The sequence below is a fragment of the Streptomyces sp. NBC_01381 genome, from assembly GCF_026340305.1.
Classification (GTDB): domain Bacteria; phylum Actinomycetota; class Actinomycetes; order Streptomycetales; family Streptomycetaceae; genus Streptomyces.
The window spans coordinates 2,980,954-2,996,704 of the sequence record NZ_JAPEPI010000001.1 but is presented as its reverse complement, the minus strand read 5'-3'; the positions used below and the strand labels follow the sequence as shown (position 1 = coordinate 2,996,704).

The following is a 15,751-nucleotide window of genomic DNA, read 5'->3' as shown; positions in this document are numbered from 1 at the left end:
GGTGCCTGGCATGTACTCGCAGCAGACCCGTAACTGGTGGTGGCCCGCTCATCCGGCGGCCCACTGAATCTGCGCGTACCCAGACTCGCGAAGGCCGCCCGAGGGGCGGCCTTCAGTGTTTTCCGGACCAGGAATTCCGGACCGGGCCGTTCCTCTCCGAGTGAGAAGGAACCAGACCGATGCACCTGACAGACCTCCTGTCCGACGACCGCCCCTTCGCCGTCCTGCGCCGCCGCACCCCCGGCCGCGGCCACGACACGGTGGAGGTCCTCTTCGGCTCCGTCGGCACCTACGACCGGCTCGCCGACATCCCCGACGAGGGCCTCGCGCTCATCCCCTTCCGGCAGATCAGGGAGCGCGGCTTCGACGTGCGCGACGACGGCACACCGCTGGCCGTCCTCACCCCCGACGAGACGTACGAACTCCCGCTCGCCGAGGCTCTGTCGGCGCTGCCCGCCCACGACGTGCGGGTCGAGGGCGGCGCCTTCGACGTGGCCGACGACGCGTACGCGGACATCGTCGGGCGGGTCCTGCGCGAGGAGATCGGGCGGGGCGAGGGCGCGAACTTCGTCATCCGCCGTACGTACGAGGGTGAGATCCCCGGCTTCGGCAGGGCGGACGCCCTTGCCCTCTTCCGCAGGCTGCTCGTGGGCGAGCGGGGTGCCTACTGGACGTATGTCGTGCACACCGGGGACCGCACGCTGGTCGGGGCGAGCCCCGAGGTGCATGTGCGGATGTCCGGCGGGACGGTCGTGATGAACCCGATCAGTGGAACGTACCGCTACCCGGCCGATGGCCCCACCGCGGACGATCTGCTCACCTTCCTCGCCGACGGCAAGGAGACCGAGGAGCTGTCGATGGTCGTCGACGAGGAGCTCAAGATGATGTGCACGGTGGGCGACATGGGCGGTGTCGTCGTGGGCCCGCGCCTGAAGGAGATGGCCCATCTCGCGCACACCGAGTACGAGTTGCGGGGCAAGTCGTCGCTGGACGTGCGGGAGGTCCTGAAGGAGACGATGTTCGCGGCGACCGTCACCGGATCGCCGGTGCAGAACGCCTGCCGGGTCATCGAGCGGCACGAGACCGGGGGCCGTGGCTACTACGCGGGCGCCCTCGCCCTCATCGGCCGTGACGCGGGCGGCGCCCAGACCCTCGACTCCCCCATCCTGATCCGCACCGCCGACATCTCCCCCGCGGGCCGCCTCCGCGTCCCCGTAGGCGCCACGCTGGTGCGCGGCTCGGACCCGGCGGGCGAGGTCGCGGAGACCCACGCGAAGGCGGCGGGCGTGCTCGCGGCCCTGGGGGTACGTCCCGGACGGCCCCGCCACGAGGACGTACGCCCAGCGCTCGCCGACGACCCGCGGGTGCGGGCGGCACTGGACAGCAGGCGGGCCGGGCTCGCACCGTTCTGGCTGCGGATGCAGGAGCAGCTGACCGAACTGTCCGGGCACGCCCTGGTGATCGACGGCGAGGACACGTTCACGGCGATGCTGGCGCACCTGCTGCGCTCCTCCGGCCTCGACGTGACGATCCGGCGCTACGACGAGCCGGGCCTGCGGGAGACGGTGCTCGCCCACGAAGGCCCGCTGGTCCTCGGTCCCGGGCCCGGCAACCCATCGGACCCCACCGACCCGAAGATGGCCTTCCTGCGCTCCCTGGCCGCCGAGGTGATCCGCGATCACCGCCACGGCGTCCTCGGCGTCTGCCTCGGCCATGAGCTGCTCGCCGCCGAACTCGGCCTGGACATCGTCCGCAAGGAGGTCCCGTACCAGGGTGCGCAGACCCGGATCGAGCTGTTCGGGCGGCCGGAGACGGTCGGCTTCTACAACAGCTTCGTGGCCCACTGCGACGAGGAGACGGCGCTGGAACTCGCGGCGCACGGCGTCGAGGTCAGCAGGGACGCGGCGACGGGCGAGGTGCACGCGCTGCGGGGGCCCGGCTTCGCGGGCGTCCAGTTCCACCCGGAGTCGGTGCTCTCGCTGCGCGGCACGGCGATCGTGCGGGAGCTGCTGTCCGGCGTACTGGTCTAAGCCGTTGTGGGGGCCGCCGGGACCAGCACGTTCTCGCCGCGGCGGCCCTCCCGGTAGTCCAGGACGTTCTTCACCGTGGTGTCGATGATCTGGCCGACCGCGTCCCGCGTGTAGTACGCCTGGTGCGAGGTGACCACCACGTTCGGGAACGTCACCAGGCGGGCCAGGGTGTCGTCCTGGACCACTTCGAGGGACTTGTCGAGGAAGAAGAGCCCCGCCTCCGCCTCGTACACATCGAGCCCGACACCCGTGAAACGGCCCTCGCGCAGCTCCCTGACGAGGGCCTCGGTGTCGATGAGCCCGCCCCGGCTGGAGTTCACCAGGATCGCGTCGTCCTTCATCATCCGCAGCGCGTCGGCCCCGACGATGTGCCGGGTGGCGGGGAGCAGCGGCACATGCAGGCTGATCAGGTCGGCCTCGGCGAAGAGCTGGTCCTTCTCGACGTACTTCATGCCGAGCTCGACGCACACGGGGTTCTGGGCGATGTCCCAGCCGAGGAGATTCATCCCGAAGCCGTGCGCGATCCGGGTGAACGCCTCGCCGATCTTCCCGGTGCCGAGCACGCCGACCGTGCGGCCCCGCAGGTCGCGGCCCATCAGGCCGTCGAGCCGGAAGTCGAAGTCGCGGGTGCGGTTGCTGGCGCGGACGATGCGGCGGTTGACGGCCATCGCGAGGGTCCAGGCGAACTCGGCTACGGAGTACGGCGAGTAGTACGAGACGCGGGCGACGGTGAAGCCGAGGCGTTCGGCGACCTGGAGGTCGATGTTGTTGAACCCGGTCGAGCGCTGGGCGATCATCTGCGTCCCGCCGGCGGCGAGGGTCTGCAGGACGCGGTTGCCGAGGTCGGCGTTGACGCTGGTGGAGATGATCTCGTAGCCGGCGGCGATGGGGGCGGTGTCCTCGGTGAGGAAGACGTCCAGGCAGCGGACGTCGTGGTGGGCGGCGAAGGCCTTCTCGATCAGCGGCTTCTCGTCGGCCTGCACGCCGAAGGCGAGGATCTCCATGGGGCCGAGTGTAGGTACCCACGGCCAGAACGGCACTGCGGAGAAACGGGTGGGCGGGCGGGAAAAAATCCGCCGCGAAGCGGCGGCACAGGGCGCGCCCGCCCACCAGACATCAGCCGAAGAACACCCCCACCTCGGAGTACAGCTTCGGGTCCACGGTCTTCAGCTTCGACGTCGCGTCAGCGATGGGCACCCGCACGATGTCCGTCCCCTGCAGCGCGACCATCTTGCCGAAGTCGCCGTCCCGTACGGCCTCGATCGCGTGCAGCCCGAAGCGGGTGGCGAGCCAGCGGTCGAAGGCGCTGGGCGTGCCGCCGCGCTGGACGTGACCGAGCACGGTCGTCCGGGCTTCCTTCCCCGTCCGCCCCTCGATCTCCTTGGCCAGCCACTCACCGACCCCGGAGAGCCTGACGTGCCCGAAGGAGTCCTGCGTACCGTCCTTGAGGACCATCTCGCCGTCCTTGGGCATGGCCCCTTCCGCGACGACGACGATCGGGGCGTACGACGCCTTGAAGCGCGAGGTCACCCAGGCGCACACCTGGTCGACGTCGAAGCGCTGCTCCGGGATGAGGATGACGTTCGCGCCGCCCGCGAGGCCCGAGTGCAGGGCGATCCAGCCCGCGTGCCGCCCCATGACCTCGACCACGAGGACCCGCATGTGCGACTCGGCGGTGGTGTGCAGGCGGTCGATCGCCTCGGTCGCGATGCCGACCGCCGTGTCGAAGCCGAAGGTGTAGTCGGTGGCGGAGAGGTCGTTGTCGATGGTCTTCGGGACGCCCACGACCGGGACGCCGTACTCGTCGGTCAGGCGCGCGGCGACACCCAGGGTGTCCTCGCCGCCGATCGCGATGAGGGAGTCGACCTCGTGCTTGGCGAGGTTCTCCTTGATCCGGCGGATGCCGTTCTCGACCTTGAGCGGATTGGTGCGCGAGGAGCCGAGGATGGTGCCGCCACGGGGCAGGATGCCCCGCACGGCAGGGATGTCGAGCTGGACGGTGTCGCCCTCCAGCGGACCGCGCCAGCCGTCCCGGAAGCCGACGAAGCCATAGCCGTACTCCTGCACGCCCTTGCGGACGATGGCCCGGATGACGGCGTTGAGCCCGGGGCAGTCGCCGCCTCCGGTCAGTACGCCAATTTTCTTGGCCCCCATGGAAAGTCCCTTCGCCTCAGTGACCTGATGCGAGTCACGCTAATGGTGATCCAGGTCACTGAGGGACGGTGCGGACGGTCAATTCCGTTTCTCCGCAGGGGAGTTGATCAAGCATGTTCACTCGAATGAGGGCTACTCGTCGTCGAGCCCGCGCTCGATCGCGTACCGCACGAGCTCCACCCTGTTGTGCAGCTGGAGCTTGCCCAGGGTGTTCTGCACGTGGTTCTGCACGGTGCGGTGCGAGATGACCAGGCGCTCGGCGATCTGCTTGTAGCTCAGCCCCTTGGCGACCAGGCGAAGGACCTCGGTCTCGCGGTCGGTGAGCTGCGGGGCCTTCGGCTCGTCCGGGGTGCCGGGCGCCGGATCGGACGCGAGGCGGCGGTACTCGCCGAGGACCAGGCCCGCGAGGCCCGGCGTGAAGACCGCGTCACCGACGGCCGTACGGGCCACCGCGTCGGTCAGCTCGGCGGTGGAGGCCGACTTCAGGAGATAGCCGGTGGCCCCCGACTTGACCGCCTCAAGGACATCGGCGTGCTCGCCGCTGGCCGAGAGGACGAGCACCCGCAGCGCCGGGTTGGCGCCGACGAGTTCCTTGCAGACCTGCACGCCCGGCTTCAGGGGCAGATTCAGATCGAGTACGAGGACGTCCGGTGCGGCGGCCTGCGCGCGGCGTACGGCCTGCTCGCCGTCGCCCGCCGTGGCGACCACGTCGAAGCCGGCCTCGGCGAGGTCGCGGGCGACCGCGTCCCGCCACATCGGGTGGTCGTCGACGACCATGACCTTGACTGCGCCCTTGCCGTCCCGGCCGTCCTGCTGTTGCTGCTCGCTCATCGTTCCTGTCCTGCCTTCCCCCGTGTGCTGCCCACGTTCTCCGGTTCCCCCGAGTTCCGCGGGACCCTCATTTCCACTTCCGTGCCCTGCCCCGGCACCGAGATCAGCTCGGCCGTGCCCCCGATGTCCCGCAGCCGCCCCCGGATCGACAGGGCGACGCCGAGCCGCCCCTCGCCCTCGGCCTCGGCGAGGCGGCCGTCGGGGATGCCGGGGCCGTCGTCCCGCACGGTCACGATCACCGCGTCCGGCTCGTCCTCGACGAGGATCCAGGCGGCGGCGTCCGGGCCCGCGTGCCGGTGGACGTTGTCCAGGGCGGCGCCGACCGCGGCGGCCAGCTCCCGTGCCGTCTTCGGCGGGAGCCCGACGGGGGCGCCCGGCTCGGAGACGGTCACCTTCGCGCCCGCGTACGGGAAGAGCAGCGAGCGCAGGTCACAGGGGTCGGCGTCCTCGTCGGGCTCATCAACCGCGCGGACCACTGCCCCCAGCGAGGCGTCCTCCGACACATGAGACGTGCGGACCAGGCCGCCCGCCACCAGCGTGCGCAGCGCGACCTCCTGCTCCCCCGCGAGCCGGCCGAGCTCCGCGGCCTCGCCGCCGAGCGCGCTGCCGCGCCGCTGCACCATCGCGAGGACCTGCAGCACGCTGTCGTGGATGTCGCGGGCGAGCCGCTCGCGCTCGCGGGTCGCGGCCTCGATCTCCAGGGCGCGGGCGAGGGTGCGCTCGGAGGCGCGGGCCACCTCGACGACGTAACCGATGGCGATGGAGGCGATGCAGACCAACAGGACGTTGTGCAGCGTGTCCTGGGTGGGCCTGCCACGCTGCGCGATGTTGGCGACGCCGACCAGCGCCGACGCGAAGGCCGCCCACCGCCAGCCGCCCTTGATCGCGAAGGCGAGCACCGCGCCCGCCGTCCATATCGACGGCAGCGTCGGGCCGTCGTGGACGATCCGCTGGTGCGAGTCGGCGACCGGCGTGAGCAGGATCCCCGTGATCGCGACGGTCAGGTCGATGACCAGGAACCGCTTGGTGCAGCTCGCGGCGCCCGCGACCTTCGGCAGCGTGCCGAGCGTCCACCCGGCGAGCACCGCGTAGTACGCGATGGCCACCCACGGGCGGTCGAAATTCTCGTGTGCGGCCACGAAAAGGCCGATGGCGTAGAGCATGGTCAGCACGCGGTAGCCGGTCAGCGCACGCCACAGCGGCTGCTCGACCGACATCCTCATGACGCGTACGCGCTTGGTCATGCTCCCCCACCCCAGGAGGCGCCCGCCGGCTCCCCCGCTGCACCGACGCCGCTAGGCGCCGGACCGTTCCTTCTCGGCCGCCGCAGCCTTCGCCGCCGCTTTCTTCTCGGCTTCCTTCTCGGCCTTCGCCTCGTCCGCGAGACGGCGCTTCGCAGCGGTCGCGTACTCGTCGACGTACTCCTGGCCGGACAGCTTCATGATCTCGTACATGACCTCGTCGGTCACCGCCCGCAGGACGAAGCGGTCGTGCTCCATGCCCTGGTACCTGCGGAAGTCGAGCGGCTCGCCGATCTTGATGCCGGGCCGCATCAGCTTCGGCAGGACCTTGCCGGGCGGCTGGATCTTCTCGGTGTCGATCATCGCCACGGGAAGCACCGGCGCCCCGGTGGCGAGCGCCACGCGGGCCAGCCCGCCGGGCTTGCCACGGTAGAGCCTCCCGTCGGGCGAACGGGTGCCTTCCGGGTAGATGCCGAAGAGCTCGCCGCGCTCCAGGACCTCGATGCCGCTCTTGATGGCCGCCTCGCCCGCGCCGCGCCCGCCGGAGCGGTCCACGGGCAGCTGGCCGACGCCCTTGAAGAAGGCCGCGGTGAGCTTGCCCTTCACACCGGGTGACGTGAAGTACTCCGCCTTGGCGATGAAGGTGACCTTCCGGTCGAGCACCGCGGGCAGGAAGAAGGAGTCCGAGAAGGAGAGATGGTTGCTCGCCAGGATGGCCGGTCCTTCGGCGGGTACGTTCTCAAGGCCTTCCACCCAGGGCCTGAAGCCGAGCTTCAGCGGCCCTCCGATGGCGACCTTCATTGCGCCGTAGATCAAACCGAGTGCCTCCTGTTATGTGTGGATCAGACCTTAACCCGCTGTAAGGCCAAAGGGCCCGACGGCCCTGGTCGGTGTCAGTCCGGTCGCGTACCGTGAAGTACTCCGCGTAACCCCGCAGCCACATCTCACGAAGGAGACCGAAGTGCCGGTCCTCCCCGGAGCCGAGCCGTACCGCCACGAGGGCGGCGAGGTCGGCGTCCTCCTCTGTCACGGCTTCACCGGATCCCCGCAGTCCCTGCGCCCCTGGGCCGAGTACCTCGCGGAACAGGGCCTGACCGTCTCCCTCCCGCTGCTGCCGGGCCACGGCACGCGCTGGGAGGACCTGCAGATCACCGGCTGGCAGGACTGGTACGCGGAGGTGGAGCGCGAGCTGGCCGGGCTCCTCGAGCGGTGTGCGGAGGTCTTCGTCTTCGGGCTCTCCATGGGCGGCGCGCTCGCGCTGCGGCTCGCCGCGAAGCACGGCGACGCGGTCCGCGGCATCGTCGTGGTGAACCCGGGGAACAAGGTGCACGGCCTCGCCGCGCGCGCCCTGCCGGTCGCCCGCCATCTGGTGCGTACGACGAAGGGCATCGCGAGCGACATCGCCAAGGAGGGCTCGGACGAGGTCGGCTACGACCGGGTGCCGCTGCACGCGGCGCACTCCCTGCGGCGCTTCTTCCAGCGGGTCGACGGTGAGCTGCCGCAGGTGACCCAGCCGCTGCTGCTTCTGCACAGCCCGCAGGACCATGTGGTGCCGCCGGTCGACTCGGCCAGGATCCTCAGCCGGGTGTCCTCCACGGACGTCACCGAGATCCTCCTGGAACAGAGCTACCACGTCGCGACGTTGGACCACGATGCGGACCGGATTTTCGAGGAGAGCCTCGCGTTCATCGGCCGGCTCGCCCCCAGTGTCGGCAAGGAAGGGACGGCCACCGGTGGCTGAGCAGGACCGACGTGAACCGGACCACGACGAGGACCGCGAGCCCGAGGAGAAGGCGGAGCCGGAGGGCGGCGTGCCGCTGGACGAGGACGCGGTCTGGCAGGAGATCGTCGCGGGGTACGGACAGGAGCCGGCGGACCCGCCGGGCGCCAAGCCGTTCAAGTCCGTGGAGGACCTGGCGCTGCTCGAGCCCGAGACGAACGAGCCTCCGCAGACGGACGGCAAGCGCGGCAAGGACTCCGAGGACACCGACGCGTCCGGCACGAAGACACCGCTCGGCGGCTCCGTCTCCTTCGCGCCCGGAGTCGGCGGTCCGCGTGACTATGACGCGCCGGAGGCCTCCGACGACGACCTGGACGCGGACGACGAGGGCCACTTCGTCCCGCCGGAGCCGCCGCCGCTGCCCGAGGCCGATGTGACGGCGAAGTTCGCCTGGCTTGCCGTGATCGGCGGCCCGGTGCTGCTCCTGCTCACCGTGCTCCTCGGCTGGAACATGACGTGGTGGATCGCCACGCTCAGCATCGGCGGCTTCCTCGGCGGCTTCGCCACGCTGGTGACACGGATGAAGGGCGACGACGACGAGGACGACGACCCGGGACGCGGCGCGGTCGTCTAACCCCGTTCTAACCCCCTTGAGCTGCCGGGATTCTGAGGGCGGCGAGCACGGGCAGATGGTCCGTGGCCGCCCGCAGATCCGCCTCGCTCACCCCGTCGAGCTCCAACGGCACGCCGCAGCCGAGCACTTCGACCCCGGCTGTCGCGAAGATCGCGTCGATACGCTGATGGGGGTCGCCCGGCGTCGAGGTGTTCTCGCCGCCCCAGGGCGCCGTCGCCCAGCAGTCCCGCAGCTGAGAGGCGAGCCTGCGGAACGTACGGCCCTTGGGGCGGTCGTTCAGATCACCGCCCGCGACGGCGTGCTCCACGCCCATCCCGGCGAGCCGGTCGAGCAGCATCCCGCCCTGCGCGTACCGCTCGTCGCTCTGCAGGCTCAGATGGCAGCTCAGCACGCCGATCCTGGCGCCCCCGAACCGCACGACGGCGGTCGCGAAGCCGCGCCGGTGCAGGCCAGGGGTGAGCGGCAGCAGCACGTCCTCGGTCCGCTCCACGGTCGCCCGCAGCGAGCAGAGCAGCGCGGGCCCGGAGGCGGTGGCGCCACCCGAGAGGATCACCAGATCGGCCGCGCGCGCAAGCCGCGCCAGCTTCTTGCGCCACCGGAAGAACCGGGGCGCCTCCTGGACGAGTACGAGATCGGGCTCGCACGCGGCGATGACGCGGGCCAGCGCGTCGGTGTCGTCCCGCATGGACCGAATGTTGTAACTGAGCACCCGAACGACGACTGAACCGTCTTCACCGGTCCGGGAGTTGGGCAGCGGAGTGATCGCCATGCGGATCAAGATAGCGCTGTGTCCTCCCCGTTGTGGGCAGGCGTTCCGCACGGCGAATGGGGTCTCCCCTGCTCGAGCGGAGCCGAGAGCTTGGGGAAGGGTGGGCACAACGCCACAGCCGCCGGGCACCGACACAGCAAAGCGCCCGCCGCCCCCGCAGGGGGACGACGGGCGCCAAGTCAAACCGCCGAGCAGCGACTACCCCTGCCGAGCAAGATCCGCGGCACCGACAAGCCCCGCCTTGTTGCCCAGCTGAGCCGCAAGCACCTGCGCATGCGGACGCCACTCCCCGCCGATCAGCCACCGCCGGAAGGACTTCCGGATCGGGTCGAGGACCAGCTCGCCCTCGTCGGAGAGCCCGCCGCCCACGATGAACGCGGAGGGGTCGAAGAGCGAGGCCAGATCGGCCAGGCCCGCGCCGACCCAGCGGGCCAGCTCACGGTAGGAGTCGACGGCGACAGGATCCCCCTGCCGGGCCGCCTCACTGATGTGCTTGCCCTCGATGCCGTCCACCGTGCCGTCGCCGAGCCCGAGGAGAATCTCCGCGGCCTCCGGCGTCGCGTTGGCCCGCTGCTTTCCGTACCGCAGAAGCGCACGCCCGGACGCGTACTGCTCCCAGCACCCCTGGCTCCCGCAGCCGCACAGCAGTCCGTCCGGCACGGTCCGGATGTGCCCGAACTCCGCGGCGACGCCGAAGCGTCCGCGGCGCAGCTTGTTGCCGATGATGATGCCGCCGCCGAGGCCCGTGCCCAGCGTGATGACGATGACGTCCTCGTGGCCCTGGCCCGCGCCGAACTTGTACTCGCCCCAGGCCGCCGCGTTCGCGTCGTTCTCGACGACGACCGGCAGTCCGACCCGCTGCTCGACCTTGTCCTTCAGCGGCTCATGGCGCCAGTTGATGTTCGGCGCGAAGAGAACGGTGGCGCGCTTGTCGTCGACGTATCCGGCGGCACCGATGCCGACGGCCTCCACGTCGTTCCCCTTGCCGGCTCCCGACACGGCGGCACAGATCGCGTCCACGATGCCGTCGGCGGTCGGCGGCGTGGGCACCTTGTGGGTGTCGAGAATGGTGCCCTCTTCGTCGACCACTCCGGCCGCGATCTTCGTGCCGCCGATATCGACGCCGATGGTGAGTCCCATGTGTCCCTCAGTTTCGGTCGAGCCCCGCTACGGCCAACCGTACCCGAGGGGTGTTCAGTCCAGGTCGATGTGTTCGCCGGGCCCCGGGCCGTCATCGCGCCGCTCCGGACCCCGCGCCGCGTCGCTCCCGCGGGTCCAGCGGCCCTCCTGGCTCTCCACCGCGGAGCGGTAGGCGGCGAGCAGTTCATTGCCCGCGGCGGCGAGGTGGTCGAAGACATCGGGGTTGCGCTCGATGACCGGTTCGACGGCGGCCTTCGCCTGCTGGACGACCTGCCGCACGGTCTGCTCGACGGCGCCCTGCGCGACCGCGCCGAGCAGCGGCGTCTGGAGTCCGGACAGCTTCTCCGAGACGGCGTCGACGAGCTTGCGCAGCTCCTCGCCCGCCGATCCCGGCGGTGTCCCGTACTGCTCCCGGCGGCGGGCCTTCTCCGCCGCGAGATCCTCGGCGCAGGCCTTCTCCCAGGCGTCGGCGTCGGTGTCGGCCGCTTCGGGCTCGGGCACTTCGCGCTCGGTGGCATCGCTCATGACGGACAGACTCCTGCGGAGGGCGGCCGGTGGCCCCATGGGCCGGGACCCATGGACCGGGGACCTATGGATTCGTACTCCCGACGTTACCCGAACGGCGGTAGGCCGTTCACCGTGTACGCGGCCACAGATCCGGGTCGGGCGTGAACCGCACCCGCAGCTCGCCCTCGCGCAGCCCGGCGCCCGCGACGGTACAGCGGCGCAGCGCGGACGGCAGGGTGACGATGCGCCGGAACGGGCCCGCCGTGACGACCAGTTCGTCGCCCCGCCGGATAAGACCGAGCTCCTCGCGCACGGCTCCGGGCAGCGGGATGTGCCAGACCAGGACGCCGTCGTCGGCGAGGGCGTCGGTGACGGGCCACTCGCCGCCTTCCGGGGACTCCGGGGCGGCGCCGGGCGCGGGCACGCCGAGGGCGGCCAGGTCGTCGGCGCCGCGCGGATCGTGGCCCAGGTGCGGCAGTGTGCGGAGCTCTTCGCCGTACGTCCCCGACCACTCCGCCAGGGTCTTGCGCTGCTGGGCGATGAGCCCGGCGAACCAGGTGTCGGCGGTGTCGTCGGGCAGAACACGATTGGCGAGGAGGGCGTCGGCGCGCAGGCCCTGCAGGGCGAGCCCGGTGGCGGCGGCGCGCACCGCGTCTGCGCCCGCGGGGCCCGGCTCCACGACGAGGCGCACGGTCGTGCCCGGGTCCCCGATCACGGCCTGCGCGGCGGCGAGTTCGGCGTCCCAGCGAGCCGACGTCTCATACAGCCAGTCGGCGGGCATCGGGACACCGGCGATGCGGCCGAGCATCGGGCGCAGGGCGCGGGCGGCCTGCCGCTCGGGGGGCAGCAGCCTGCGGAGGTAGCGGCGGAGCTGCTCGGGGAGTGCGAGCAGCGTGAGGGCGCGGGGCAGCGGGGGCAGGTCCACCACCACGGTGTCGTACGCGTCCCGCCCCGCGTCGCGCAGGGCCCGCAGCAGCGCCAGCTCGTCGCTGCCGGGCAGCGGCGTGAGCTCCTCGCCTTCGAGGCGTCCGGCGCCGAGCAGGTCGAGGGCGGAGGCCGCCTTCTTCTGCAGGGCGAGGAGGTCGTCACGGAACTCGTCGCCCGGGGCCAGTCGCCGGACGGTGAGGCCGGGCTCCTGACCAGGGGCGTCGACTCGGTCGGCGGTGATCAGGAGGGTACGGGCGCCCTCGCGTGCGGCGGACCACGCGGTGGCCGTGGCGACGGTGGTACGGCCGGAGCCGCCGGGGCCGGTGACGAGGAGGGTGCGCATAAGGGTGAACGTTACGCCCGTGGCCGACGGCGCCCCGAAGGGGCGCCGGGCGCTTAAGCCCCCGCCTCCACCCGCTTCTTCAGGCCCGCCAGCGCCCGGTCGATGATGACCTTCTCCGCCTTGCGCTTGATCATCCCGAGCATGGGGATCTTGACGTCGACGATCAGCTTGTACGTGACCTCCGTGCCGGTCCCCGACGGCTTCAGGAGGTACGACCCGTCGAGCGAGCGCAGCATCTGCGACTTGACGAGGGTCCAGCTGACCTCGTTCTCGCCGGTCCACGTGTACCCGAGGGTCTGGTCGTCCTTGATCGCGCCCGCGTCCATGACGAGGCGGACCTGCTTGGCGCGGCCCTGGTCGTCGGTGTCGAGCACCTCCGCCTCCTTCACCTCACCCGTCCAGTCCGGGTAGCGCGCGAAGTCGGCGATCACCCCCATGACCTCGGCCGGTGCCGCCTCGATCGTGATGCTCGAGCTGGTGTGTTCCGCCATCTCTGTGGCTCCTCCAGATGCGGTCCGGTACGGGGGGTGGTGTGTATGCGTGTGTGACGTGTGAAGGCTATCGCGCACCGGGTGGACCGCTGTCACCACTCCAGCGACCACGGCCTGCCCGAGCCCGCGAAGTGCCCCACGTTCACACACTCGGTCGCCCCGACGCGCATGCGCCGGGTCAGCGGCTGATGGACGTGGCCGAAAAGTGCGTATCTCGGGCGGGTCTTGTGAATGGCCGCGAGCAGCGCCCGGCTGCCCCGCTCGAAGCGGCGCGCGACGGTGTCGTACACGAGCTCGGGGACCTCCGGCGGGATGTGCGTGCAGAGCACGTCGACCTCGCCGACGGCCTCGATCTTGGCCGCATACTCCTCGTCGCTGATCTCGTAGGGCGTCCGCATGGGCGTGCGCAGACCGCCGCCGACGAAGCCGAAGACCCGCCCGCCGATCTCGGCGCGCTGGCCGTCGAGGACGGTGGTGCCGGGCGCCGCGTACTCGGACCACAGGGCCGGTATGTCGACGTTGCCGTAAGTGGCGTACGTAGGTGTGGGGAAGGCGGCGAAGAGTTCGGCGTACTGCTTGCGCACCGCGCGCTCGATGGCCGGCCCCCTGTCCACGCCCGCCCACAGCCGCTTGCCGAACTCCCTGGCCTCGTCGAAGCGGCGCTCGGTGCGCAACTCGACGAGGCGGTCGGCGTTCCGCTCTCCGAAGAGGTCGGGGAAGATGCCGCGCGAGTGGTCGGCGTAGTCGAGGAAGAGCACCAGGTCACCGAGACAGATGAGCGCGTCGGCGCCCTCGCCCGCGCGGGCGAGATCCTTTGTGTTGCCGTGCACGTCACTGACCACGTTGATCCGGAAACCTGGCATGCCGATCACCCTAGAACGAGTGGGCAAAGGTGGGTAGAGGCCTCAGGAGTGGGCGGACCTGCGGTTACTTCCGAGTCGGGAATCGCGTGGCGTACTGTGCGGTTCAGACCACAAGGACGTGTGACGCACCGAACATCTGGCCCGGACCCCCTACCGGACAAGCCATACCCATGGGTAACGTCCGGGCAGTCCAGTAGTGCTCCAGTTCAACTTCCCCCCGGGAGCACCTGCCCGATCTTGGACCGCACCGTCGCATCGCACAACGTCGTGGCGCCGGCGCCCTATGTAGGAGCAGCAGTCTTGCGCGAGTTCAGCCTTCCGGCCCTGTACGAGGTCCCCGCGGACGGCAATCTGACCGACATCGTCCGCAGAAATGCCGTGCAGCACCCGGATGTCGCCGTCATCGGCCGCAAGGTGGACGGCACCTGGCAGGACGTCACCGCCAAGAACTTCCTCGCCGAGGTGCGCGCCGCCGCGAAGGGGCTCATCGCCGCCGGCGTGCGGCCCGGCGACCGCGTCGGTCTGATGTCCCGCACCCGGTACGAGTGGACGCTCGTCGACTTCGCGATCTGGAGCGCGGGCGCGGTCACCGTGCCGGTGTACGAGACGAGTTCGGCCGAGCAGATCCAGTGGATCCTGGGCGACTCCGGCGCCGTGGCCATCGTCGTCGAGCTCGACGCGCACAGCGCGGCCGTCGACTCCGTCCGCGACCGGCTCCCCGATCTGGTCAACGTATGGCAGATCGACCGTGGTGGCGTCGAGGAGCTGAACCGCACGGGCGCCGACGTCCCGGACGAGACCGTCGACGAGCGCAGCGCGGTCGCGGGCGCCGACGACCCGGCGACCATCGTCTACACCTCGGGCACCACGGGCCGCCCCAAGGGCTGCGTCCTCACGCACCGCAGCTTCTTCGCGGAGTGCGGCAACGTGGTGGAGCGCCTGAAGCCGCTGTTCCGCACCGGCGAGTGCTCGGTGCTCCTCTTCCTTCCCGTCGCGCACGTCTTCGGGCGCCTCGTCCAGATCGGCGCGCTGATGGCGCCGATCAAGCTGGGCCACGCGCCCGACGTCAAGAACCTCACGGACGAGCTGGCGTCGTTCCGGCCGACGATGATCCTGGGTGTCCCGCGCGTCTTCGAGAAGGTCTACAACTCGGCGCGCGCCAAGGCGCAGGCCGACGGCAAGGGCAAGATCTTCGACAAGGCCGCGGACACGGCGATCGCGTACAGCCGCGCGCTCGACACCCCGAGCGGTCCCTCGCTCGGACTGAAGATCAAGTACAAGACGTTCGACAAGCTGGTCTACAGCAAGCTGCGGGCCGTGCTCGGCGGCCGCGGCGAGTACGCGATCTCGGGCGGCGCGCCGCTGGGTGAGCGCCTTGGCCACTTCTTCCGCGGCATCGGCTTCACCGTCCTCGAGGGCTACGGCCTGACGGAGTCGTGCGCGGCCACCGCCTTCAACCCGTGGGACCGCACGAAGATCGGCACGGTCGGCCAGCCGCTGCCCGGTTCGGTCGTCCGGATCGCCGACGACGGCGAGGTGCTGCTGCACGGCGAGCACCTGTTCACGGGGTACTGGAACAACGAGGGCGCGACCGAAGAGGCGCTCGCCGACGGCTGGTTCCACACCGGCGACATCGGCACGCTCGACGAGGACGGCTACCTCCGGATCACCGGCCGCAAGAAGGAGATCATCGTGACGGCGGGCGGCAAGAACGTCGCTCCCGCGGTGATCGAGGACCGGATCCGCGCGCATGCCCTGGTCGCCGAGTGCATGGTCGTGGGCGACGGCCGCCCCTTCGTGGGCGCGCTCGTCACGATCGACGACGAGTTCCTCGGCCGCTGGGCCTCCGAGCACGGGAAGCCGGCGGGCTCCACGGCGGCGTCGCTGCGTGACGACGCGGATCTGCTCGCGGCGATCCAGAGTGCCGTGGACGACGGCAACGCGGCGGTCTCCAAGGCGGAGTCCGTACGCAAGTTCCGCGTTCTTGCCACGCAGTTCACGGAGGAGTCGGGGCATCTGACTCCGTCCCTGAAGCTGAAGCGGAGCGTTGTGGCGAAGGATTACGCCGACGAGGTTGAAGCCCTTTACCGGGGGTGACGCG

The 15,751-nt window shown here is 70.8% G+C and carries 16 protein-coding genes; 5 read left to right on the top strand and 11 right to left on the bottom strand.

All coding sequences use genetic code 11. From position 1 onward, the window contains the following. Nucleotides 1-10: 10 nt before the first annotated feature. Together OG453_RS45360 and OG453_RS14095 are read left to right on the top strand one after the other, a co-directional pair. Nucleotides 11-67 carry a trp operon leader peptide gene (locus OG453_RS45360; RefSeq protein ID WP_353962302.1) on the top strand — a complete coding sequence of 19 codons (57 nt, stop codon included), beginning with the start codon at nt 11-13 and terminating at the stop codon, nt 65-67. Between the two features lie 112 nt (nt 68-179). After that, nucleotides 180-2,030 (top strand): anthranilate synthase family protein, encoded by a 1,851-nt coding sequence (locus OG453_RS14095; protein ID WP_266867908.1) that lies wholly within the window; start codon nt 180-182, stop codon nt 2,028-2,030. On the opposite strand, the gene OG453_RS14090 is transcribed toward OG453_RS14095, so the two are convergent. The 5 genes from OG453_RS14090 to OG453_RS14070 form a co-directional block, all read right to left on the bottom strand. Next, a complete protein-coding gene (locus OG453_RS14090) occupies nt 2,027-3,034 on the bottom strand; it encodes a 2-hydroxyacid dehydrogenase (RefSeq protein WP_266867907.1) in 1,008 nt (335 codons plus the stop codon). The two genes, OG453_RS14095 and OG453_RS14090, sit on opposite strands and share 4 nt — an antisense overlap. Before the next feature lie 112 nt (nt 3,035-3,146). Next, complete coding sequence (locus tag OG453_RS14085; protein WP_266867906.1) at nt 3,147-4,184, bottom strand: 6-phosphofructokinase; 1,038 nt, start codon at nt 4,182-4,184, stop codon at nt 3,147-3,149. 132 nt (nt 4,185-4,316) lie between these two features. Next, on the bottom strand, nt 4,317-5,015 hold the full coding sequence (locus OG453_RS14080; protein ID WP_266867905.1) for a response regulator transcription factor: 699 nt from the start codon (nt 5,013-5,015) through the stop codon (nt 4,317-4,319). Next, nucleotides 5,012-6,259 carry a MacS family sensor histidine kinase gene (locus OG453_RS14075; RefSeq protein WP_266867904.1) on the bottom strand — a complete coding sequence of 416 codons (1,248 nt, stop codon included), beginning with the start codon at nt 6,257-6,259 and terminating at the stop codon, nt 5,012-5,014. The genes OG453_RS14080 and OG453_RS14075 overlap by 4 nt, the downstream gene beginning before the upstream one ends. Nucleotides 6,260-6,310: 51 nt before the next feature. After that, entirely contained in the window at nt 6,311-7,057 is a 747-nt protein-coding gene (locus OG453_RS14070) for a 1-acyl-sn-glycerol-3-phosphate acyltransferase (protein WP_266869854.1), read from the bottom strand. Between the two features lie 160 nt (nt 7,058-7,217). On the opposite strand from OG453_RS14070, the gene OG453_RS14065 reads away from it, so the two are divergent. Next, nucleotides 7,218-7,997, top strand: a complete 780-nt coding sequence (locus OG453_RS14065; RefSeq protein ID WP_266867903.1) for a carboxylesterase — start codon at nt 7,218-7,220, stop codon at nt 7,995-7,997. Then, complete coding sequence (locus tag OG453_RS14060; RefSeq protein ID WP_266867902.1) at nt 7,990-8,610, top strand: hypothetical protein; 621 nt, start codon at nt 7,990-7,992, stop codon at nt 8,608-8,610. Before OG453_RS14065 ends, OG453_RS14060 begins: the two co-directional genes overlap by 8 nt. 7 nt (nt 8,611-8,617) lie before the next feature. Here OG453_RS14060 and OG453_RS14055 read toward each other — a convergent pair whose 3' ends face one another. The 6 genes from OG453_RS14055 to OG453_RS14030 form a co-directional block, all read right to left on the bottom strand. Continuing rightward, entirely contained in the window at nt 8,618-9,379 is a 762-nt protein-coding gene (locus OG453_RS14055; RefSeq protein WP_266867901.1) for an endonuclease/exonuclease/phosphatase family protein, read from the bottom strand. 198 nt (nt 9,380-9,577) lie between these two features. Beyond that, on the bottom strand, nt 9,578-10,519 hold the full coding sequence (locus tag OG453_RS14050) for an ROK family glucokinase (protein WP_266867900.1): 942 nt from the start codon (nt 10,517-10,519) through the stop codon (nt 9,578-9,580). Between the two features lie 54 nt (nt 10,520-10,573). Continuing rightward, nucleotides 10,574-11,044 carry a DUF5304 domain-containing protein gene (locus OG453_RS14045; protein WP_266867899.1) on the bottom strand — a complete coding sequence of 157 codons (471 nt, stop codon included), beginning with the start codon at nt 11,042-11,044 and terminating at the stop codon, nt 10,574-10,576. Between the two features lie 109 nt (nt 11,045-11,153). Beyond that, nucleotides 11,154-12,296: an ArsA family ATPase gene (locus tag OG453_RS14040; RefSeq protein WP_266867897.1), complete on the bottom strand. Its 1,143-nt coding sequence runs from the start codon at nt 12,294-12,296 to the stop codon at nt 11,154-11,156. Nucleotides 12,297-12,349: 53 nt separating this feature from the next. Further along, nucleotides 12,350-12,787, bottom strand: coding sequence for an SRPBCC family protein (locus tag OG453_RS14035; protein ID WP_266867895.1), 438 nt, complete (start codon nt 12,785-12,787; stop codon nt 12,350-12,352). A gap of 92 nt (nt 12,788-12,879) precedes the next feature. After that, complete coding sequence (locus OG453_RS14030) at nt 12,880-13,650, bottom strand: metallophosphoesterase (RefSeq protein WP_266867893.1); 771 nt, start codon at nt 13,648-13,650, stop codon at nt 12,880-12,882. Between the two features lie 300 nt (nt 13,651-13,950). Here OG453_RS14030 and OG453_RS14025 point away from each other — a divergent pair, with 300 nt between their 5' ends. Beyond that, nucleotides 13,951-15,747: a long-chain fatty acid--CoA ligase gene (locus tag OG453_RS14025; RefSeq protein ID WP_266867891.1), complete on the top strand. Its 1,797-nt coding sequence runs from the start codon at nt 13,951-13,953 to the stop codon at nt 15,745-15,747. Nucleotides 15,748-15,751 lie beyond the last annotated feature (4 nt).